Origin of the sequence: Amycolatopsis echigonensis, assembly GCF_002846615.1 — a bacterium.
GTDB classification, from domain to species: domain Bacteria; phylum Actinomycetota; class Actinomycetes; order Mycobacteriales; family Pseudonocardiaceae; genus Amycolatopsis; species Amycolatopsis echigonensis.
In genome coordinates, this window is the sequence record NZ_PJMY01000003.1 from 2,776,329 (window position 1) to 2,797,755 (window position 21,427).

20 protein-coding genes are annotated in these 21,427 nt (G+C 69.2%); 7 read left to right on the forward strand and 13 right to left on the reverse strand.

From position 1 onward, the window contains the following. Positions 1 to 11: 11 nt before the first annotated feature. Positions 12 to 1,142, forward strand: a complete 1,131-nt coding sequence (locus ATK30_RS17990) for an epoxide hydrolase family protein (protein WP_101436563.1) — start codon at positions 12 to 14, stop codon at positions 1,140 to 1,142. Between the two features lie 1,307 nt (positions 1,143 to 2,449). Here ATK30_RS17990 and ATK30_RS17995 read toward each other — a convergent pair. From ATK30_RS17995 to cutA, 5 genes are all read right to left on the reverse strand, one after another. Further along, positions 2,450 to 3,631, reverse strand: coding sequence for a GAF domain-containing sensor histidine kinase (locus ATK30_RS17995; RefSeq protein ID WP_101436564.1), 1,182 nt, complete (start codon positions 3,629 to 3,631; stop codon positions 2,450 to 2,452). A gap of 70 nt (positions 3,632 to 3,701) precedes the next feature. Then, positions 3,702 to 6,947 carry a thiol reductant ABC exporter subunit CydD gene (cydD, locus tag ATK30_RS18000; RefSeq protein ID WP_101436565.1) on the reverse strand — a complete coding sequence of 1,082 codons (3,246 nt, stop codon included), beginning with the start codon at positions 6,945 to 6,947 and terminating at the stop codon, positions 3,702 to 3,704. Positions 6,948 to 6,991: 44 nt separating this feature from the next. Beyond that, the gene (cydB, locus tag ATK30_RS18005) at positions 6,992 to 7,999 is read right to left on the reverse strand and encodes a cytochrome d ubiquinol oxidase subunit II (protein WP_101436566.1); all 1,008 of its coding nucleotides are present in this window, start codon (positions 7,997 to 7,999) and stop codon (positions 6,992 to 6,994) included. Between the two features lie 495 nt (positions 8,000 to 8,494). Continuing rightward, on the reverse strand, positions 8,495 to 10,003 hold the full coding sequence (locus ATK30_RS18010; RefSeq protein ID WP_101436567.1) for a cytochrome ubiquinol oxidase subunit I: 1,509 nt from the start codon (positions 10,001 to 10,003) through the stop codon (positions 8,495 to 8,497). Positions 10,004 to 10,132: 129 nt separating this feature from the next. Beyond that, positions 10,133 to 10,453 carry a divalent-cation tolerance protein CutA gene (gene cutA, locus ATK30_RS18015; RefSeq protein WP_101436568.1) on the reverse strand — a complete coding sequence of 107 codons (321 nt, stop codon included), beginning with the start codon at positions 10,451 to 10,453 and terminating at the stop codon, positions 10,133 to 10,135. Positions 10,454 to 10,626: 173 nt separating this feature from the next. Here cutA and ATK30_RS18020 point away from each other — a divergent pair, with 173 nt between their 5' ends. Both ATK30_RS18020 and ATK30_RS18025 read left to right on the forward strand, forming a co-directional pair. Next, a complete protein-coding gene (locus tag ATK30_RS18020; protein ID WP_167441939.1) occupies positions 10,627 to 11,226 on the forward strand; it encodes a TMEM165/GDT1 family protein in 600 nt (199 codons plus the stop codon). A 107-nt stretch (positions 11,227 to 11,333) separates the two neighbouring features. Continuing rightward, positions 11,334 to 11,993 (forward strand): DUF998 domain-containing protein, encoded by a 660-nt coding sequence (locus tag ATK30_RS18025; RefSeq protein WP_101436569.1) that lies wholly within the window; start codon positions 11,334 to 11,336, stop codon positions 11,991 to 11,993. On the opposite strand, the gene ATK30_RS18030 is transcribed toward ATK30_RS18025, so the two are convergent. Together ATK30_RS18030 and ATK30_RS18035 are read right to left on the reverse strand one after the other, a co-directional pair. Further along, the gene (locus ATK30_RS18030) at positions 11,990 to 12,625 is read right to left on the reverse strand and encodes an IclR family transcriptional regulator (protein WP_101436570.1); all 636 of its coding nucleotides are present in this window, start codon (positions 12,623 to 12,625) and stop codon (positions 11,990 to 11,992) included. The genes ATK30_RS18025 and ATK30_RS18030 overlap by 4 nt on opposite strands. Further along, positions 12,622 to 13,476, reverse strand: coding sequence for a hypothetical protein (locus tag ATK30_RS18035; RefSeq protein WP_279630049.1), 855 nt, complete (start codon positions 13,474 to 13,476; stop codon positions 12,622 to 12,624). Before ATK30_RS18035 ends, ATK30_RS18030 begins: the two co-directional genes overlap by 4 nt. A gap of 242 nt (positions 13,477 to 13,718) precedes the next feature. On the opposite strand from ATK30_RS18035, the gene ATK30_RS18040 reads away from it, so the two are divergent. Continuing rightward, entirely contained in the window at positions 13,719 to 14,510 is a 792-nt protein-coding gene (locus ATK30_RS18040) for a DUF2470 domain-containing protein (RefSeq protein ID WP_101436571.1), read from the forward strand. A gap of 58 nt (positions 14,511 to 14,568) precedes the next feature. Here ATK30_RS18040 and ATK30_RS18045 read toward each other — a convergent pair whose 3' ends face one another. Continuing rightward, positions 14,569 to 15,036, reverse strand: coding sequence for a PPOX class F420-dependent oxidoreductase (locus tag ATK30_RS18045; protein WP_101436572.1), 468 nt, complete (start codon positions 15,034 to 15,036; stop codon positions 14,569 to 14,571). Between the two features lie 22 nt (positions 15,037 to 15,058). Between ATK30_RS18045 and ATK30_RS18050 the strand changes: the two genes are divergently transcribed. The 3 genes from ATK30_RS18050 to ATK30_RS18060 all read left to right on the forward strand — a co-directional run bounded on the left by ATK30_RS18050 (position 15,059) and on the right by ATK30_RS18060 (position 17,861). Then, positions 15,059 to 15,892, forward strand: a complete 834-nt coding sequence (locus tag ATK30_RS18050; protein ID WP_101436573.1) for a CPBP family intramembrane glutamic endopeptidase — start codon at positions 15,059 to 15,061, stop codon at positions 15,890 to 15,892. Positions 15,893 to 15,952: 60 nt separating this feature from the next. Beyond that, a complete protein-coding gene (locus tag ATK30_RS18055; RefSeq protein WP_183122852.1) occupies positions 15,953 to 17,149 on the forward strand; it encodes an arginine deiminase in 1,197 nt (398 codons plus the stop codon). Between the two features lie 160 nt (positions 17,150 to 17,309). After that, positions 17,310 to 17,861, forward strand: a complete 552-nt coding sequence (locus ATK30_RS18060; protein ID WP_037362685.1) for a ferritin — start codon at positions 17,310 to 17,312, stop codon at positions 17,859 to 17,861. A gap of 68 nt (positions 17,862 to 17,929) precedes the next feature. Here the strand turns inward: ATK30_RS18060 and ATK30_RS18065 are convergent, their stop codons facing one another. The 5 genes from ATK30_RS18065 to ATK30_RS18085 form a co-directional block, all read right to left on the reverse strand. Continuing rightward, positions 17,930 to 18,514, reverse strand: coding sequence for a dihydrofolate reductase family protein (locus tag ATK30_RS18065; RefSeq protein WP_101436576.1), 585 nt, complete (start codon positions 18,512 to 18,514; stop codon positions 17,930 to 17,932). Positions 18,515 to 18,610: 96 nt separating this feature from the next. Further along, positions 18,611 to 19,444, reverse strand: a complete 834-nt coding sequence (locus tag ATK30_RS18070) for a hypothetical protein (protein ID WP_101436577.1) — start codon at positions 19,442 to 19,444, stop codon at positions 18,611 to 18,613. Next, positions 19,441 to 20,004, reverse strand: coding sequence for a SigE family RNA polymerase sigma factor (locus ATK30_RS18075; RefSeq protein ID WP_463672421.1), 564 nt, complete (start codon positions 20,002 to 20,004; stop codon positions 19,441 to 19,443). Before ATK30_RS18075 ends, ATK30_RS18070 begins: the two co-directional genes overlap by 4 nt. A 124-nt stretch (positions 20,005 to 20,128) precedes the next feature. Next, positions 20,129 to 20,482, reverse strand: coding sequence for a DUF952 domain-containing protein (locus ATK30_RS18080; protein ID WP_167441940.1), 354 nt, complete (start codon positions 20,480 to 20,482; stop codon positions 20,129 to 20,131). 56 nt (positions 20,483 to 20,538) lie between these two features. Then, positions 20,539 to 21,414: a DUF5926 family protein gene (locus ATK30_RS18085; protein ID WP_101436579.1), complete on the reverse strand. Its 876-nt coding sequence runs from the start codon at positions 21,412 to 21,414 to the stop codon at positions 20,539 to 20,541. Between the last annotated feature and the right edge of the window lie 13 nt (positions 21,415 to 21,427).

Genomic DNA, 21,427 nt, shown 5'->3' on the forward strand with positions numbered 1-21,427 from the left:
GTGTTCTTCTCATGACCGCTTCCCTCGCCCTCCGCCCCTTCGCTGTCCAGATCACCGACGCCGAACTCGCGGACCTGCACGACCGCCTCGCCCGCACCCGGCTGCCGCAGCCTTCGCCGACCGACGACTGGGACGCCGGCACCCCGAACGCCTACCTGCGGAAGGCGCTCGAAGCGTGGCGGACCTTCGATTGGCGCGCCGCCGAAGCGCGCATCAACTCCGTCCCGCACTTCACCACCGAGATCGACGGCCAGACGTTCCACTTCGTCCACGTCCGCTCCGCTCATCCCGGCGCGACGCCGCTGCTGCTCGCGCACACCTACCCCGGCTCGTCGGTCGATTACCTGGACCTGATCGACCGCCTCGTCGACCCGGTCGCTCACGGCGGCCGCGCCGAGGACGCCTTCGACGTCGTCATCCCCGACGCGCCCGGCTACGGCTTCTCCCAGCCCGTCGCCGAAGCGGGCTGGACAGTCGCCCGCGTCGCCGCCGCGTACGACCGGCTGATGCGCGGCCTCGGGTACGAGAGCTACGGAATCCACGGCTCGGACAACGGCGCGATGGTCGCCAGGGAACTCGGCCTGCTGAACCCGGACGGTTTCCTCGGCCTGCACGTCCTGCAGCTGTTCTCCTTCCCCTCCGGCGACCCGGCCGAATTCGAGCGCCTCGAACCGGCCGACCACGCCGGTCTCGCACACATGCAATGGTTTCAATCGGTCGGTGGCTACAACACGATGAACGCCTCGCGCCCGCAGACGGTTTCCGTTGGCCTCAGTGACTCCCCGATCGGATTACTCGCCTACAGCGAGCTGTTCAACTCCTTCGGCAACCGGACTTCCTTGGTACCGCTGGAAACGATCCTGCTGGAGGTGAGCGTGAACTGGTTCGCCAACGCCGCTTCCGGCATGAGCCGCAGCTATCTGGAGAACGCCCGCGCACAGGCCGAGCCGCGGGTGAGCGACGCACGCACCGGCGTGGCGGTGTTCAAGGACGACTTCCAGACCATCAAGACCTTCGCCGAACGCGACAACACGAACATCGTGCACTGGAGCCGCTTCGAGGAAGGCGGTCACTTCGCGGCGATGGAACGCCCCGACCTCCTCGCCGGCGACATTCGCGCTTTCTTCGCTAACCGCGACTGACCCCTGCTGATTCCGTGCTCAAACCCCGTCCGCGTTGCTGCGGACGGGGTTCTCGCCGACCAAGACGAAGCTGAGGGTAGCCGACTGCCGTGCATTGATTCACCCCATTGAGTGCCGAATAGATGTTCGATTTGTCGATACCATGGGGAACGGTTCGGTGGCAGGGAGGGAGAATTCGAGGAAGGAGCGTGTTCGATGACTCGTGAAGGCTGAATCTCTTGGTGCGCGGTGTGTTCACAACGGTGGGTTCACAGCGGCGCGAGGTTGATACGGCGTGTTTGCTGCGAGCGATTCAGGACAACACAGAGGCGTTCACTGCGATCCAAGGCGGCGGATTCGATACGACCGGTTGCTGATTCGAGGCGGCGTGCCCCGAAATGGCACTGACCGACGTGGCGATGCGCCCGGCGCTAGGTTGCCGCAACGCGGGGTCGACAACCCGGTGCAGGGCTACGCAGTGAAGGGCTACGCGCGCGGCTGACGTGGCGAATCCGGTGCGATAGCAGCTCGATGCGATGTGGTCACCGCGACGTACGCGCGCGGCGCGGTGACTGCCACTTCGGACTCGGAGAGCCGGGTGTGCTATTGCGTTGCGGGCCATGGCAATGCGGCTAATGCGGGCTGCGCGGCACGACGCGACTTGTGGTGGTGTGGTTGCGTCGCAGTGTGGTTGCGTCGCGGTGTGATCACGTCGCAGCGCGATCGTCGCAACATCGCGGTGCGACGGCATCGCAGCGACACAACGCGATGGTGTCACGGTGCCGCAACGCGACGGCATCGCAGTGCCGCAACGCGATGGTGTCGCGGCGCGACGGCATGGCTGATCGCGTCGTAGCAGCGTCGCAGCGTGACGTCGTGGCGCGGTGGAGTCGCAGCGTGGTGGTGCCGCGGTGCATCCCCTGCGCGACAGCTCCGCAGCGTGATGGCGCGGCTGCGTCGCAGCGCGGTGGTGCCATGGCGCGGCGCATCCCCAGCGCGACAACGTCGCAGCGCGATGGCATGGCTGCGTCGGAGCGCGACGGCGTCACAGCACGGTGGCGCGGTGGCGTCGCAGCGCGGAGTTGCCGTGATGCCATAGCGCGGCGCATCGCAGCGCGGCCGTGCCATGACGGACTTACCGTTGCACCAGCAGCGAGAGCCGTCGCGCTGCCGCATCGACCTTGCGGCATAACTGGGTCCACCGTGGATCGCTGCGATGCGGTTGGCCGCGTTGCAAACCGTCTCAACGCGACGCCGCGAACTCCGCCGCAGGCGGCACAGCGCGGCGATCGAAACCCCCTACGCCGCAACGCCACCAACCGAAACACTCACTCAAGCGGCAGGTCAAACGCGACCAACGTTCCCAAACTCGGCGAAGAATTGAGGAAAAACCGACCACCAGCAGCATCAGCACGTTCGGCGAGATGTCGCAGCCCCCGGGTCGCGACCCCTTGCGGCACGCCGGATCCATTGTCCCGCACGCGAAGCTTCACGCCCTCGGCGTCCCGGGTCAGCGTCACGCGAGTTTCGCTCGCCCCGGAGTGCCGGACCACATTGGACAGTGCCTCGCGCAGTGCGGCGCGGATGTGGTCGGCCCGCTCGGCCGGAATATCAGCGAACTCGCCTGACAGTTCCAGGGTCGGCGGATAGCCGAGCAGTTCACCGGCGATGCGTACTTCGCCGCGGGCGGATTCGGCGAGGTCGGTCGGGCTGCTGGGGTCGTGGCGCGGCTCCGGGGAGCGCAGCGCGCGCACGGTGCCGCGGATTTCCTCGATGGTCTGGTCCAGCTGGTCGATCGCGTCGGACAGCCGGGCACCGTCGGCCTGCGCGAAGCGTTTCCGCATGTTGCGGCGGACCCGGTCCAGCTGCATCCCGGTGCCGTAAAGCCGTTGCACGATCACGTCGTGCAACTCGCGAGCGATGCGTTCGCGCTCCTGGTACAGGGTCACGCGATGCCGCGCGTTCGCGCCCTCAGCCAGCGCGAGCACCACCCCGGCCTGCGCCGCGAACGCCGCGAGCATCTCGACCGTGCCCGCGGAAAACGGGTCGCGACCCTGCCGTCGGTACACCGTGAGCGCGCCCAGCACCCGCCCGCCGGACCCGAACGGCGCGGCCGCGAACGGTCCGTACCCGCGCAGCTCATCCGGCACATACGGCGCCGTGCGCGGATCGACTATGAAGTCCTCCGCCGCGATCGGTTCGCTGCCGCGCGCGACCTGGCCCGCCGCGGAATCCGTCTCCAGCGTCAGCCCGCGCAACTCCCCGACCGGCCCACCTTCACCTTCGCCCGTCGGCACCTCCGCGAGCGAACCGTCAACGCCGTACGCGGCCTCGACCACGACCCGCCCGTCGTCGGCGCTGACCATCGCCAGGCCGAGATCGGCGTCCGCGAGTTCGACGGCCCTGGCCACGACTGTTTCCAGCACCCCCTCCGGGTCGTCCCCGGACAGCGCGGTGCTGGTGATCTCCGTGGCCGCGGAAAGAGCGCGCGCGGCAAGTGTCGGGTCCATGAGCAACTCCGACCTTAGCGCGGACCCCAGCCCCAGACCCGAAATCGTGACCGTCACCAACAACCCTCCGTCACGCCGCCACCCGCGGCAACGCCCGTCGCACGACGCGCCCGTCCCGGACCTCGAAGACAATGTTCGCTTGCAGCTCTTCGTCCGCATTGTGCGTTACGTGCACGACCGTCCGTCCGGCAAGCTCCGTGCGCAACGTCGCCCGCAAAGCCCGCGCCGTCGGCTCGTCGAGATGCGCCGTCGGCTCGTCCAGCAACACCAACTCCGCCGACGGAGCCGCCAGCAACGCCCGCGCCACCGCCACCCGCTGCGCCTGCCCACCGGACAACCCGGCCCCGGCGCTGTCGAGCACGGTCGCCAAATCCAACTCCGGCAACTGCGCCTGATCCAGCACCCGACGCAAATCGGCCGGCTCCGCCAACGGATCCGCGAGCCGCAAATTCTCCGCCACTGTGGTCGACACGAGCATCGGCTCCTGCGGTGCCCAAGCCACCTTCTCCGGGACAACGACCTCGCCGCGGCGCGCCTGCAGGAACCCCAGCAAGGCCGCCACCAACGTCGACTTCCCAGCCCCGCTCGGCCCGACGACCGCGACGTAAGCCCCGCTCGGCACGCTCAAGTCGACGTCCTTCAGCACCGCCTCGCCACCGGGCCATCCCAGCTCAGCGCCCCGCAACCGAACCGCGGCTGGGCCGTCCAGATCCCCACGCTCAAGCCCGCCAGACCCAGCCGCACCCTGCGAACGTCCGACCTCCGATTCGCCAACCACCGCGCCAAGCCGAACCCGAGCCTTCCGCAGCGTGTCCCAATGCACTGCCGCCTGCGGTAACAACGCCAGCACCTCGGCCAGCGCCAACGGCACCAACGCCAGCAGCGGAGCCATCACCCCGGCGAGCTCCCCACGGCCGACCGCCCCCGCGGCGAGCATCGTGCTGACCACCGCGGCCGCCCCGGTCACCAAGGTGATCAGTGCGTCCGCCGCGCCCGCGCCGAATGCCTGCCGCCGGGTATCGGCTGCCAGTTGGGTGTCCGTCGAAGCAAGCTCGCGCCGGCGCGAAGCTGCTCGGCCGTACGCGAGCAGTTCTGCGGCCGACGAGAACAGCACCAGGACCTGCGCCGCGACGTCGCGCCGTCCAGCCGCGAGCGCCGCAGTCGCCCGTCGCTCCAAGCGCAACGCGACCGCCGGGGCCGCCAAGCCCACCAGCACAGTCAAGGCCAGCACCAAACCGGCCGACGGCAACACCCATGTCTGCACCGCAATGGCCCCGGCTGCGACCAGCCCGACCACGATCGGCGGCGAGACGACTCGCGGCAAGAGATCCCGCACCGTGTCGACGTCCGTCACCAACCGCCGCTGACTCTCGCCGGCTTCGAGACTGCGCGCCGGGCCCAAGCGCACCAAGGCGTTCCACAGCCGAACGCGCAACCTTCCGGCGACCCGGAACGCGGCGTCGTGCGTCACGAGGCGTTCGACGTATCGCAGTCCGGCCCGGCCAAGCCCGAACGCGCGCACCCCGACGACCGCGACCGTCAAGGTCAGAATCGGCGGCTGCAACGACGCTTTGGCGATCAACCAGCCAGAAGTCGCGGTAAGAGCGATCCCGGCCAAAAGCGCCAAGGCACCCAAGAAGGCACCGGAGAACAGTCGTCGGTCGAGCAGCATCCGCCACGGAAGCGGCCGTGCGTCGACCCTGTCCGAAGTGGACTCGACTGCGGCCGCGGGAGACGAGTCCGAAATGGCTACCGCAGCGGAACGTTCGTGCGCGGCGATTACCGCCGCCGCACCGTTTTCCACGGCTCGTTCGACGGCGTCCATGACCCGCCGCGCATTGACGTCGTCCAGATGCGCGGTCGGTTCGTCCAGCAGCAGCAACCACGCGCCCGACTGAACTCGCAACAACGCCCGGGCCACGGCGACGCGCTGACGTTGTCCCTGGGAGAGCCGGTCGACCGGACGGTCGGCGAGGCCGTGCAGGCCCAGTTCGCCGAGCACGGCGTCGACGTCCGAACCAGCGACCGCGAGTTCTTCCCGGACGGTGCCGCCGCTGAAAACCGGCGACTGCGGGACCCACGCGATGCCCGCGCGCCACCGTTCGAGGTCGGCTTCGGCGAGCGGTACGTCACCGGCCAGCACCGATCCGTCGTAAGACGGCACGAATCCCAGCAACGTCGCCAGCGTTGTCGACTTACCGCCACCGCTCGGCGCGCGCAGCCACACGATCTCGCCGCGCCGGACCGAGAAACTCTCGCCGTCCGGGGCGAATCCGCCGCGTCGGGCGACCTTGAGGTCGGACACAACCAACGATCCACCGGGCGCGGTCCGCGTTCCTTCGGCCGGGACCGGCTCCGCGAGCACCGCGGTTACCCGGCGGACTGCCTCCACCCCGTCCTCACTGGCATGGAAGGCCGCGCCAACCGCGCGAATCGGCTGGTAGCACTCGGGAGCGAGGATCAGCACGCCGAGTCCGATCGCCAGCGGGAGCGACCCGGACACCAGCCGGACACCGATGACGACAGCCACGAGCGCGACCGACAGCGTCGCCGCGAGTTCGAGAACGAACGCCGAGGAGAACGCGACTCGCAACGTCTTGAGGGTCGCGCGACGATGCCGTTCCGACAGTTTCCGCACGGTTTCGGCCTGTGCGTCCGCCCGCCGGAACGCGGTGAGCACCGGCAACGCCCGCACCAGTTCGAGCAGCAGGCCGGACATCCGGTGCACCGCGTCCGTCGCGCCGGAAACGCGGTCAGCGGTGAATTTTCCTACCAGGACAGCGAACATCGGCAGCAACGGAACCGTCGCGGCGATGATCACCGCCGACGGCCAATCTGTCCACAGGATCGCCGCACCCGCCGCGATCGGGACGACCGCGGCGGTGACGAGCGCGGGCAGGTACTCGCGGAAGTAGGAATCGAGTGCGTCTAGGCCGCGCGTCACGAGCGTCGTGAGTTCGCCGTGGCCGCGCCGGGCAAGCCATTCCGGGCCGAGGCGCAACGCGTGGTCGACGACGCGGGCGCGCAGGTCGCGTTGCGCGGTCGCGGCGGCGCGGGCCGAGACGACCCGCACCGCCCAGCTGGTGCCTGCCCGGCCCACGACGAGGGCGAACAGGACGGTCAACTGGACGGTGTGGCCCCCGATCCCCTGGGAGACCACGCCAGCGAGGATGTCCGCTAACAGGAAAGCTTGTCCGACAAGGAACACCGCGTTCGCGAACGACAGCACCGCGACCAGGGTCAATGCTCGGCGCGCGGACGGCCCCAAGGCCGAAAGCGCGCCGAGCGGACCCTTGCCCGGCCGCACTGGGTCCATGGGGGACCTCGTGGCGGAAAGGGGTGCGCGGCCGGGAAGTTCGGTCATGGTGCGTGCACCGCGGGGATGTGCTGGACGCCGATGCGCTTGCGGAACACCCAATAGGTCCAGCCTTGGTAAATCAGCACAGCGGGCGCTCCGAACGCGCCGACCCAGGTCATCACGGTCAGCGTGTAGTGGCTGACCGCGCTGTTCACGATGGTCAGCGAGTGCGCCGGGTCAAGGGTGGACGGCAGGACGTTCGGGTAGAGCGCGCCGAAGAAGGTCACCGCGGCAGCCGTGATGACGACCGCGAGCGCGGCGAACGCCTGGCCATCGCGGTTGACGTAGAGCCGCAGCCACGCCACCGCCGCGGCGAGGACGACGATCACCAGCGAGACGAGCGTCCACAGCTTGCCTTCGCGGGCCTGGACGACCACCAGGAACGCGACCAACGGCAGCAGGCCGACCGGGAGGATTCGCAGCGCGATGGTGCGCGCACGTTCCCGCAGGTCTCCGGTGGTTTTCAGGGCAAGGAAGGCCGCGCCGTGCACGAGCGAGAACCCGACGATGGCCACCGCTCCGAGCAGCGTGTCCCACCGGACCGACTCGAACGGCGACCCGACGCGGTTGCCCTGCGCGTCGAGCGGCAGGCCGAGCACGGTGGTCGCGAGCAGCAGCCCCACGCCCAGCGGCGGGATCCAGGACCCGATGATGATCACGCGGTCCCAGACGCGCCGCCAGCGTTCGGAGTCGACCTTGCCGCGGTACTCGAACGCGACGCCGCGCCCGATGAGCGCGAGGAGGACGAGCAGCAGCGGGAGGTAAGCGCCGGAGAAGAGCGACGCGTACCAGCCGGGGAACGCCGCGAAGGTCGCACCGGCCGCGACGATCAGCCAGACCTCGTTGCCGTCCCAAACCGGCCCGATCGTGTTGACGAGCACGCGCCGCTCGGTGTTCGTCTTCCCGAGCACCGGCAGCAGCATCCCGACCCCGAAGTCGAATCCTTCGAGGAAGAGATACCCCAGCCAGAACAACGCGACGATCGCGAACCACAGCGTTTCGAGTGTCATCGCCGCTCACCTCGTCCGGCACCCGCCGGTGTCATCCGGTCGGCCACCGGGTTGTCCCCACGATGGCCCTGAGTTATCCACAACCCGCCGAGTTGTCCACAGATTTGCTGTGGGTAACCCGCGAGAGCTACCACGCGATTACGCCGGGTACGGGGCGTCCCCCCGGTGAGGGCGGGGGCTGCGTACGCGCGGGAGGGGGTTGCGGGAAGAGTTCGCGCTGGTCGGTGCGGCGGGGTAGGGCGGACTGGGCCGCTCGGTGCCGCGGGCGAGGACATCGGGGGGCGCGGCGTTGCGGCGGCGGACCGGCCGGCGGCTAGCCCGCCCAGCACAACGAGCTGACCCGTCACCGGGGCCGAATCGAGGCTGCCCAGCGTCACGTTCATCTCCATGTTCGTCGCAGCGGCCTGTCCAGGAGCGATCCAGGCCAGTGGAGCGGGCCGCGCCCAGGCCCGGCCCTCCGGGTCTTCTGGCGGCACCCCGGCCCGCTCCACCGGGTCAGTAGGCGAACGAAAGCGCCTGGTCATCGGAGTCCTCGGAATCATCAGAATCGCCCGGATGATCGGAATCAGCAGCAGGAGGCATCACCGCGTCCACCCCGCCGCGCACGTACTTGCGCATCAGGTACAGCTCCACCACCCCCAGCACCGCGTACAGCACGGTCAAAGAGATCAGTGACGTCAGCACCTCGCCGGCGGTCAGCCTCGACACCGCCTGCGCGGTGAACATCCACATGCCCTCGACACCCGTGGGATTGGGCGCGACCACGAACGGCTGCCGGCCCATCTCGGTGAAGATCCAGCCCGCGCTGTTGCCGATGAACGGCGTCGCGATGCCGCCCAGCACCATCAGCGGGAACCAGCGTCCGCCGGGGATCCGGCCGCGGCGGGTGAGCCACAGGGCCAGCAGGCCGATGCCCGCGGAGATCGCGCCGAAGCCGATCATGATCCGGAAGCCCCAGTAGGTCACCGGCAGGCTGGGCACGTAGTCGATCGGTTTGCCCGCGAGCGAGCCGAGCGCCGGGTCGTTCGGGTAGTTCGTGCCGTATTTCGCCTGGTATTCGGTCACCAGGTTCTCCACGCCCTTGACCTCGGTCGAAAAGTCGTTGTGCGCGAGGAAAGAGAGCAGCGCGGGCACGTTGAACGTCTTGACGTCCTCGCAGTTGGCGTTCGCCACGTCGCCGATCGCGATGATCGAGAAGCTCGCCGGTTTTTCCGTGTGGCACAACGCTTCGGCCGACGCCATCTTCATCGGCTGCTGCTCGAACATCAGCTTGCCCTGCATGTCGCCGGTGATCGCCAGCACCGCGAACGCCACCACGCCGACCCAGCCGCCGAGCCGCAGCGACGAGCGCCAGACTTCGCGGTGTTCGTCCGAAGCCGAACGCCGCCGCCACAGGTGCCATCCGGCCACGCCGACCAGGAACGCCGCAGCCACCGAGAACGCGCCCGCGAGTGTGTGCGGGATCGCGGCGAGCGCCGTGTTGTTCGTGAGCACCGCGCCGATCGAGTTCATCGTCGGCTTGCCGTTCACGAACTCGACGCCCACCGGATGCTGCATCCACGAGTTCGCGGCGAGAATGAAGTACGCCGAGGCCATCGTGGCCAGCGAAAACGCCCAGGCACACGCGAGGTGGATCCGCTTGGGCAGCCGGTCCCAGCCGAAGATCCACAGGCCGAGGAAGACCGACTCGACGAAGAACGCCAGCAGGCCTTCCATCGCGAGCGGCGCGCCGAACACGTCGCCGACGAACCGGGAGTAGGCGCTCCAGCTCATCCCGAACTGGAACTCCTGCACGATCCCGGTGACCACGCCCATGGCGAAGTTGACGAGCAGCAGCTTGCCCCAGAACTTCGTCATCTTGAGGTGCCGCGGATTGCCGGTGCGCACCCATGCCGTCTGCATGGCCGCCACCAGCACCGAAAGTCCGATGGTCAGCGGGACCATCAGGAAGTGGTAGACGGTGGTGATGCCGAACTGCCACCGCGCGAGCTCTAGGACATCCACGTGTCCGATCCTCCGCGCGCGCCCCCGCCCCAGCCAGTTCAACACGTCCTGAACTAGCCGGGACCAACGTCCCGCCGACCTGCTGGAACCCGGCCCCGGACCCGGGCGGAGCTACCCCCGATCAGGTGGCTAGCGGGTCTCGTCCACGAGCCACGACAGGTACCGCGGGCTGCCGCCGACGATCGGTGTGACGACGACCTCGGGCAGGTCGTACGGATGCCGCACGTTCAGGAACTCCTCCAGCGCGCCGGACCGGTCCGCGGCCGTCTTGCATTCGACCCGCCATTCGGCCGCCGTCTGCACCTCGTCCTCCCACCGGAAGACGCTGGTGATCGGCCCCACGATCTGGGCGCACGCGGCGAGCCGGGCCTCGATGGCGCTCGCGGCGATGGTGCGCGCGGCGGCCTCGGAGTCGACGGTGGTGGTGACGACGACGTGGTCAACAGACATGACCCGCACCGTACCGCAGGCGGAAAACAGAATTCGGTGCACCGAAAAAAATTATCCGGCAAACCGGCGGCGAGCATTCTGCCGACCTGATCAGGCAATTCGCGAAACCCATCAGCTTGCGGTTTTCTGAATCGCCCCTTTATCGTTGCAGTGAAAGGGGTGAGCACGAACCCATGTCTCCCGCATTGATCGCTCTGTTCAGCGCGTTCGGCCTGGTACTGGCCGTTGAGCTGCCGGACAAGACGCTCGTCGCGACCCTGGTGCTCACCACCCGTTTCCGCGCTTGGCCGGTATTCGCCGGCGTATGCGTGGCGTTCGCCGTGCAATGCGTGATCGCGGTCGCTTTCGGAAGCCTGCTCACGCTCCTGCCGGAAACCCTTGTTTCGGTGCTGGTCGCCGGGATGTTCGGCGTCGGTGCGTTCCTGCTCCTGCGCGAGGGCTTCAGCGAGGGCAGCGAGGCGGGCGAGGACGCGTCGCGGTCCGGACCCGGGCCGGTTTCGTTCCGGCGTTCCGCGCTCACCTCGTTCGGCGTGCTGTTCGCCGCGGAGTGGGGCGACGCCTCGCAGCTGGCGACCGCCGGGCTCGTCGCGCGCCTCGGCAATCCGTTCGCGGTCGGGGTGGGGGCGTTTGTCGCGCTGGTGTCGGTCGCCGGGCTGGCGGTGTTCATCGGCGCGAAGATCCGCGACCGCATCCGGCCGAAGCTGATCCAGCGGGTCGCCGGGTTCGTGTTCGCCGGATTCGCCGCGTTCGCGCTGGCCCAGCTGCTCTGGTAACCGCCGCTTCACAGGAACGCCAGGTAACCTCTGCGGAACCCCCGAACGAGGACCAGGTGAACCCCCGGTGACGCCATGGCCTCTGCCGTGACCGCCGAGGAGCGCCCGTGCCGACCATCTCCCGCGCCGCCGTGTCCCCGGTGCACGGCCGGCTCGCGCTGGTCGGCATCGGGGCGGCCGTGGTCATCGCCACGGATCTGCATCTGCGGCTCTCCGCGCAGATCAGCCCGATCTGGCAGACGCTGTCGGAATACGTCTACGGCAGGCTCGGCGACCATTCCGCCGCGCGGCTGTTCACCGTCATGTGCCTGGCCCTCGCGCTGGGCTCGCTGGCGTTGCTGGCCGGGCTCGTCAAGGCCCGCCGCTCGCCCGCGGTCGTCATCCTGCTCGGCGTGTGGTGCGCCGGCCTCACGATCTGCGCGACGGTCCCGGTCGATCCCAACGGCGAAGCCCGGTCCTTCGACGGCCAGCTGCACAACGCCGCCGCCCTCACCGCGTTCCTCGCACTCCCCACGGCCGCCTGGCTGCTGACCCGCCGCGGCGGCCGATCGTGTCCGTGGGAGCCGCGCCGCACGACGATCCGCCGGCTGGCCGTCGCGAGTTTCGCCAGCGTGGCGGTGGTGCTGGGCGGGTTCGTGTTCACGCTGATCACCGGGCCCGCGCACCAGGAAGTGACGCTCGGGCTGTTCGAGCGGCTGCTGTTCACGGTGGACCTGGCGCTGTTGCTGACCATGGTCCGGCCCCTGGTCGCCGCGTCCCGCCGCTAGGACCGCAACACCTCACCGAGCTTCGCGGCGGCCTCGACGGTCAGCGGCCCGACCTCGTCCGAAGCCAGCGGCTCCAGCGAAATCACCCCGACGCTCGCCCGTAACCCAGGCACCCCGCGCACGGGCGCGGCCACACCCGAAGCGCCAGCCTCGATCTCGCCGGTCGAGACGCTCCACCGGTCAGGGGCGCCCGGCCGCAACGCCATCGCCCGCCCAGCCGCACCCGCGGCGAGCGCGTGCATACTGCCGACCCGGTACGCCACGTGATAGTTCGTCCACGACGGCTCCACGACCGCGACCGCCTGCGCGTGATCGCCCTGCGCCACCGTCAGATGCGCCGTAGCACCGACCTTCTCGGCGAGCTCGCGCAACACCGGCCGCGCGGCCTCACGCAGCTGCGGGAGCACCTGACCGGCCAGCCGCAGCACCCCGACGCCGAGCCGCACCTTCGTGCCGTCCCGCCAGATCAGGCCGCGTTCGGACAACGGCACCAGCAGCCGGTACACCGCCGCGCGGCTCGCGCCGATGGCCACCGCGAGTTCGGAGATGGTCGCCGCCTGCTCGCCCGAATCGGCCACCGCCTGCAGCAGCGCCAAACCGCGGTCGAGGGTCAGCGACCCCTCCCTGCTCACAAGAGCTCGAGTTCATCCAGGTCGGCCACCGGCTCGGCGAACGATGCCGCCGCGTACGACCCGAAAAGCTCCCGCACCGCCTTCGCGGCGGGCTCCGGCAACGCGCGGGCTTCGTCCGCGAGCGCCTTGCCGTCGGTCGATTCCAGCGCTGCCCGGACGTCGCCGCCGGAAAGGCAGCGCGCCGAAGCGACGAGCAGGTTCAGGAAGCCGTGGTGCGTGAAGCCGGTCTCCGGGTCGACGTGCCGGACCGCGCGGTGCAGGCTGTTCGTCGCCTTGAACGACGCCCCCGGCGAGCCGCTGACCACGGACAGGAAGTCGGCGACCTCGTCCACGCTGGGGAAGTTCTCGCCCGCCTTGCCGCCGCAGCGGATCTTCGGCCAGCTGCCGTGCTCGATCACGTTGCGGACGCCGTCGAGCCAGCCGACGCCGCGGCGCGGTTCGACCACCCGGATCACGTCCTCGGGCACGAACTCCGAGACGCGTTCGAGCCACACCTCGTCGACGTCGGACGGGGCGGGCATCTCCACCATCCGCAACGACAGCAGCTCGCTGCGCGATTCGACGATCGAGATCGCCTTCGGAACGCCGCCGAGCCCCGTGTCGATGATCAGCGACAGCGGCAGCGGCTCCTTGGGCTTGATCTTGATCAGCTCGGTGATCAGCTCCGGCAGCCGCGAGGCCTGGCACAGGAAAACCCCGAGCACCCCGGCGTGTTCCCCGCTGCGCGACTCGAAGTGCGCACGCAGCGCCTCCGGCATCGCGACGTCCGCGGGCGGGAAGAGCGCCGAGTCGTCGACGAGCCGCGCGAACAGGGGAGGAATTCCACGGGGGCCGGGGGGCGTGAGTTCCACAGCGCTTGACACGACTGACACGCTAGTAGCGTACGGCAAGGGGACAAAATCGTTCGCTCTGCGGACGCTTTTCGAGAGACTTTCCCTGAGGCCGCAACTGGCCCGCTCGGCCGAATCCGCCTGGTCCGGTGCTGCCGCGGGGCTTTTGACCAGCACTTTCCCGCTCCCTGGGTGATCTTCCCGCGCACTCTTCCCTTCGCGTGGCAATTCAGGTTAGGCTCACCTAAGTAGGAGGTGGAGCCGTGACCGAGGCACCCGTATCCGTGCGCCGCCCGCCCGCGCCGAATCCCGCCGAACGCGCCAAGACGATCGCGACGCGCGGCGGCCCGGCGACGATCATGCCGACCGTCGAGAACGCCGGCTGCGAGGCCGAACGCGTCGAGCCGGTCCTGCATCACGTGCACCACAGCGGAAGCGTCAGCATTCTTCTGCCGGACGAGCACCCGATGGTGTGCGCGTCCCGGCAGGCTCAGCGCGGCGAGCTCGCCGTCATGGTCGAGCTCGCCGACCACGCCCCGGTGGCGCTGCGGGAACCGGTCCGCGGCCTGCTGTGGATCACCGGATGGCTCCGGCCGCTGACCGAGGTGTCGGCCCGCGCGCGTGCGGTGTCGATCGCGGAGCAGCGGCCGGACCATCGGCTTCTCGACGTAGGCCACGGCCTCACGCTGCTCCGGCTGACCCCGGCCTCACTGGTCCTCGCCGACGCGGAGGGCACGCATTCTCTTCGGCCGCACATGTTCAGCGCGGCCCCGCCGGACCCGTTCCACGATTACGAGGCGGAATGGCTGCGGCATCTGGAAAGCGACCATCCGGACGTCGTGGAGCAGCTGGCCCGGCATCTGCCCGCGGACCTGCGCGGCGGCCGGATCCGCCCGCTCGGCCTGGACCGGTACGGCCTGCGCCTGCGCGTCGAATCGACGGCGGGCGACCACGACGTCCGCCTCGCCTTCTCCCGCACGGTCGACAGCCCGCCGCAGCTGGCCGCGGAACTGCGGCGTCTCCTCGGCTGCCCCTTCCTCCGCGGCGAAGCCTGACTGGCCGTGAAGGACTCCTTGAGGGAATCTGATTCCCTCAAGGAGTCCTTCACGGACCTCACTCGTCGGCCAGCTCCGGAGGGAAGCCGCCGGTCGCGATCGGCCCCCAGCGGTCGATCGTGATCCGGATCAGGCTCTTGCCCTGTTTGCGCATCGCCTCGCGGTACTCGTCCCAGTCCGGGTGCTCGCCGGAGATGCTGCGGAAGTAGTCGACCAGCGGCTCGACCGAATCCGGCAGGTCGATCACCTCCGCGGTCCCGTCGACCTGCACCCACGGGCCGTTCCACTCGTCCGACAGCACGCACACCGACACCTTCGGGTCGCGCCGGAGGTTGACCGCTTTCGCGCGCTTGGGATAGGTCGCGATGACGATGCGGCCCTCGTCGTCGACGCCGCAGGTGTTCGGGGACAGCTGGGGCCGCCCGTCGGCGCGGGTGGTCACCAGGATCGCGCGGTGGCGCGGCTTCAGGAACGCGACCAGCTCGGCGCGCTCGACCTTCGTGTTGGTGGCGATAGTCCTCGGCATACCCCGACGGTAGCGTGCGTTCATGCGCACCACAGAACGCTCCGGAGGGCCGTCCGGACTGCGGTCCTGGCTCAACCCGGCACTTCCGGCGTTCCCGGCTCCGCTCACCGATCCCGGTGAGCGGCGTGCGGTCAAGATCGAGCTGATCCTCGTTTTCGGCATCACCCTCGGGCTGTCCGGCGCGCGCAGCCTGCTGTCCCTTGTGGACTCTCTGTTGCGCCCGACCCCGTTGGCGCAGCAGCAAGTGCAGCTCAACGTCCCGCGCGCCGCGGCGAGCCTGCTGGACCTGCTCCAGCAGCTGCTGAGCGCCGCGCAACTGATCGGCTGGGGCGGGCTCGGGCTGTACCTGCTGTGGCGGGCCGGGCTGAAACTGCGCGAAATCGGCCTGAGCCGCCGCATCCGCTCCGACGCGCTCGTCACCGTCGGGCTCGCCGCGCTGATCGGCATTCCCGGGCTCGCGCTGTACTTCCTCTCCTACCACCTCGGGTTCAGCCTCGCGGTGCAACCGTCCACTTTGGGCGATACGTGGTGGCGGCCGATCGCGCTGACGCTTTCCGCGTTCGGCAACGCTTTCGCCGAGGAGGTGCTCGTGATCGGGTACCTGCTCACGCGGCTGCGGCAACTCGGCGTGCGCGAGAACGCGTCGCTGTTCGGTGCCGCCGTGCTGCGCGGTTCCTACCACCTGTACCAAGGGTTCGGCGGGTTCGTCGGCAACCTGGTGATGGGGCTGGTGTTCGGCCGCGTATGGCAGCGGACCAACCGGCTGTGGCCGCTCATCGCGGCGCACACTTTGTTCGATGTGGTGTCCTTCGTCGGCTATTCGTTGCTGAAAGGCCGCCTTTCCTGGCTCCCGTGATGCCCGCTCATTAGGCTCCGTTTCGTGAGCGAGACGAGCGAGATGACCGCACCTCCCCGGGTGGACAGCGAAGTCGGGCCTCTCCGGGCAGTCCTGCTGCACCGGCCGGGCAACGAGCTGAAACGGCTCACGCCCCGCAACAACGACAAGCTGCTCTTCGACTCCATCCCGTGGGTGAGCCGCGCCCAGCAGGAACACGACGCGTTCGCCGACGTCCTGCGCGGCCGCGGCGTCGAGGTGCTGCTGCTGGCCGACGTTCTCCGCACCGCGCTGGAAGACCAGCGCGCGCACGCCGCCGGCGTCCACGCCGCGGTGGACGACCGGAGGCTCGGCAACGACCTCGCGGACTCGCTGAGGTCGCACCTCACGAGCGTGGACGCGCCCACGCTCGCCGAAGTCCTGATGGCGGGCATGACGTTCGAGGAGTTGCCGTCCGCCGAGGGCGCGTCGCTGGTGCGGATGATGCACCATCCGCGCGACTTCGCCGTCGATCCGTTGCCCAATCTGCTCTTCACCCGCGATTCGTCGGCGTGGATCGGCGACCGTGTCGCGATTTCGTCGCTGACCATGCCCGCGCGGCGGCGGGAAACGGCGCTGCTCGACCTCATTTACGCCTACCATCCCCGATTCCGCCACGCCGCCCGCGCTTACGGCGCGCATTCCGCCCCGATCGAAGGCGGAGACGTGATGCTGCTGGCCCCCGGCGTCGTCGCGATCGGCGTCGGCGAACGGACGACTCCGGCCGGCGCCGAATCGCTCGCTCGTTCCGTATTCGCCGACGGACTCGCGCATACCGTCCTCGCGGTGCCGATCGAACAATCGCGCGCGACAATGCATCTCGACACCGTGTGCACGATGGTCGATGTCGACGCCGTCGTGATGTATCCGCTCGCCCGCGATTCCCTCACCGCGTTCACCCTGAAACCGACCGGCGACGGCGGGGTCAAAGTGGCCGGCCCGACGCCATTCCTGGAAGCCGCCGCGGAGGCCATGGAGATCGACCGGCTGCGGGTGATCGACACCGGCCTCGACCCGGTCACCGCGGAGCGCGAGCAGTGGGACGACGGCAACAACACGCTGGCCTTGGCCCCGGGCGTGGTCGTGGGGTACGAACGGAACGCGGAGACCAACGAGCGGCTCACCGCGGCGGGAATCGAGGTGCTGCCGATCGCCGGGTCCGAACTGGGGTCCGGCCGCGGCGGCCCGCGCTGCATGTCGTGCCCGGTGCGCCGCGATCCCCCGCCGAAGCGGCGCTGACGTCTTGAGGCGAAGTTAGCCTTTCCTTAATAAGGGTAAATACATTAAGGGAAGGCTAACCAAAATAAGTGTTTCCTTCTTGAGGAATGGTAACCCTAATAGGGTGGAGATCACCAGCCAAAAGTGGAAAACAATCGAACATTGACGTACCGTGATGGACATGGCCCTCACGAAGAAAGAACCGCGCTCCAAGTTCTACGAACTGCTGCAGGCGCAGATCCACAACGAGTTCAACGCCTCCCAGCAGTACATCGCGCTCGCGGTCTGGTTCGACAACGAGGACCTGCCGCAGCTGGCGAAGCACTTCTACAAGCAGTCGGTGGAAGAGCGCAATCACGCGATGGCGCTCGTCCAGTACATGCTCGACCGGGACCACCACGTCGAGATTCCCGGCACCGGCGAGGTCCGCAACGAGTTCTCCGCCCCGCTCGAGCTGATCGAGCTCGCGCTGGAGCAGGAGAAGGAGGTCGCCGCCGACATCTCCGCGCTCGCGAAGGCCGCCCGGGCCGAGGAGGACTACATCAGCGAGCAGTTCGTCCAGTGGTTCCTCAAGGAGCAGGTCGAGGAGATCTCCCAGATGTCGACGCTGGTCACGGTCGCGCGCCGCGCGGGTGACAACGTCTACGAGATCGAGAAGTTCCTGCACCGCGAGGCCGTCGGCGACACCGGCGCGGACTCGGGGATGCCCCCGGTCGCGGGTGGCGCGCTGTAACGCTCACACGATCCCGGAAGCCCGGTTGTCCCCACTGTGGACAACCGGGCTTCCCCCTGTGGATAACTTCATCGCCGCTCGTAATGCGCGATGAGCACGCCAGTGGTGGTCGCGACGCTTCCGGCGAGGGAGAACTCGGTCAACGGCGCGGGCCCCTCGAACAACCGCGCGCCGCGGCCGAGCGTGAGCGGGTGGATCAGCAACGTGTAGCGGTCGACCAGTCCGGCGGCGTGCAGCGCGCGCACGAGCGAAACGCTGCCGATGATCGAAAGATCCTTACCCGGCAAGGCTTTCAGCTCCGCCACGGTCTCCACCGCGGAGCCGCGCAGCAGCACCGAATTCTGCCAGGCGTCGGCATTGTCGAGGGTGGTGGAGACGACGTACTTTTTCGCGGCGTTCATGTGTGCGGTGAACGGATTCCCGTCGGTCCGAGGCCCCCACGCCATGCGGAAATCCTCCCAGGTGCGCCGGCCGAACAGCATGTCCCCAGGCCGGCTCATGCCCTTGGCCATCTCGCGCGCCATGACGTCGTCGCTGTAGCCGTTGCCCCAGCCGCCTAGGTCGAATCCACCGCGAGTGTCCTCGTCGCTGCGGCCGAGGCCTTGGACGACGCCGTCGAGGGTGATGCTCAGGGTGACGCTGATCGAACGCATCGGGGTTGTCCTTCCGCTTCCGCGGGCCGCCGGTCGGCCCGTCACCCGCTACACGAGCGGCGCGGAGCCGGATCGACATCGGCCCGAGGAAATTTTTCAGCCGGCGCAGTCCTGCGTCTTAGCTCGGACCTCGATGCTCTGGACCGCACCGTCCGAGTTCAGCGTGAAGTGATACGCCCCCTGGTCACCGGTCGGCGACACGAGCGCGCTCCCCGACTCCGACGTGCCCGGATAGGTCGCGGTGACCTGGTCCTTCGGCGACCCGTCGCCGACGCCTTCCGGGGTGTGCGCGGTGCCATCAGGCTTCACCGCGACCACGCCGTTGTCCTGCGACACGACGGCCGTCGCTGCGGGCACCCCGGCACCGCTGACGTCGTAGTAGGTGCAGCCAGCCGACTCTTTCACCGCCGTGAGCTTCATGCCCTGGTCCGCGAGCTGCTGCTCGGTCATGCCGAGCTTCACCGCGCCCAGGCCGTCCGCGGTCACCAACGCTCCGGACACGGCCTTCGTCGTCGGCGTCGTCTGCGGCGGCGCCGGCTTCGTGTGGTGCGGATGCGCGGGCGGTGCCGGAAGCTCGGCAGTACCGGGTGCCGATGTTTCGACCGGCGCTGGCGCCTGCGTCGATTCGGCGCTCGACGGCGGCTCGGGCACCGAAGAAGAAGGCATCGTGGGCTGGGCCGAAGCGACCTGGCGGGCGGCGACGTCGGTCGCCGCGGGCTGGGTGCGCAACTGGAGCACCACCAGTCCGGCCGACGCCACCGCGAGGACGCACGCCGCCCCGGCCGCGGACGTCAGGATCCGCTGCCTGCGCCGCCGCCTGCGCGCGCCCGCCACGATGGCCGACGCGGCGTCCTCGGGTGGCTCGACGGCCAGCCGGTCGTCGGAGAAGAGGGCGCGGAGCCGCTGTTCCAGATCGTCGGGCTGGCTCACCCGGCGTCGCCTCCTTCCTGGTTCCGCAGTTTCGCCCGCAGGGACGCGATCGCCTTGCTCGCTTGGCTTTTCACCGTCCCCTGGCTGATGTCCAGCGCCTTCGCGATTTCCACTTCGGACAGTCCTTCGTAGTACCGCAGCACCATCACCGTGCGCTGCCGCGGCGGGAGGTCCCGGAGCGCCTGCCACAGCGGCTCGTGCTCGAAGGGATCCTTCGGCGCGCACGGGCTGGTCTCCGGCAGGTCCGCGACGAGGTTCTCCTTGCGCGTCCGACGCCAGCGGCTGACGTGCGCGTTCGCCATGGAACGCCGCACATACGCCAGCGGGTCGCCGGTCTTCTGCTGCACGTACGACCAGCGCGCGCCGATCTTTTCCAGCACGGTCTGGACGAGGTCGGCGGCATCGTGCGGATTCCCGGTGAGAACGTGGCCGTAGCGGAGCAGCCCGGGCAGGGCCTCGCGCACGAACTCGCCGAAGTCCGTGACGGTGTCGACCGCTTCCTCCGCGGAACCTGCCCAGGGCGGATCTCCGCTCGCGAGGGGCAATGCGGCTGCCGTCACCGTATCGCCCCCTCCCCGGATGACCACGTGCAGCGACGGTTCCTCGTCGTCCCCACCACGCATGAGCGCCCCCGAGGGTTGTCCCGTCTCCGTCGCTACTTTCCGTAGCTGTGGACAACTGAGGTCAGCGCACGGAAAGCGACTCGGGCAGCTTCAAGGCGCCGCCGGAGTCAGTGGGGAAATCGTGGACCGCGACCACAGCGTTTCGCGGGAGCGGGCCGTAGATGTGCGGGAACAGGATTCCGCGCGGGTCCGGCGGCACGCCGTCCTCCCAGCGGACCGGCGCGTCGACCAGCTTAGGGTCGATTTCCAGCAGCACCAGCCCAGTGCGGCCGCGGTAAAACGCGTTGGCGGGCAGGGCGACCGTGCCCGGATCCGAGCAGTGGATGAATCCGACGTCGTCGAGCGAGGGCGCGCGGTATTCGCCGTCGGCGGGCACCGCGGCCCACTCGTCGCGGGTGCAGATGTGGAGGATCACGAAGCGATCGTCCCACCTGTGGACAACTCGGCCTGAGTTGTCCACAGGTGGATACGTCAGCGAATGGTGAGCTGCCGCCCGATCAGACCGTCGCGGGCACGCCGCTCGGCGGCGTTGAGCGGCTCCGAGTCGAGCGACTTGAGGGCCTCGTCCAGCCGGGCGCCGAGCTGGTCCTTGGGCTCGGCCCACTCCCGGGCGTGCGCCTCGGGGTCGAGGTCCCACACCGGGACGAGCAGGCCGTGCGCGCGGAACGACCCGGCGTACCGGGTGCCCTCGCCGAGCCCGAGCGTGCCCGCCGCGGACAGTCGCGCAAGCGCTTGCAGCAGCAGGTTCTCCGGTTCCGGGCGGACCCAGCGCAGGTGCGCCTTCTCGCCGGCGAGCACCCAGTACGCGCCGGAGCCGAGCCGGTCGGTGGGCATGATCGCGGCGTTCGCACGCTCAAGGGACACCGCGACGTCGCCGGTCGCGTCCGCGTCCTCGGGCAGCCACCACGCGAAGTCGGTGTGGAGGTCGACCTCCAGCTCCGCGCTCGGCACGAGCAGGTCCTGGAGCCGGTTGCGCTCGTCCGGATCGGTGGGCGACGTCGTGTCCGGCACCGACAGCACGTCGCCCGGTTCGGCGTCGAGCAGCCAGCGCAGCGCGCGGCCGAGGTCGCGGCTGATGTCCGAGGATCGCGTCTGCACCTGCAGCCCCAGGAAGCGCTCGCCGTCCGACCGGACGAACGCCGCGGCGGCCATGGGCAGCACCGTGCCGAGCGTGACGTCGCCACCGTCGGCGAGCGTGAGCTTCGCCGTGGCCGACGGGACGAACTCGCGCAGCGCGATCAGCTCCGGCTCCGCCGCCAGACCCTCGAACGGCTGGCCGACGAAGACGTCGCGCACCTTCGGCTTGCGGTCCGGCTTGGGACCCTTCTTACGCGCGCCTTTACCCATTTCAGCCTCCTTG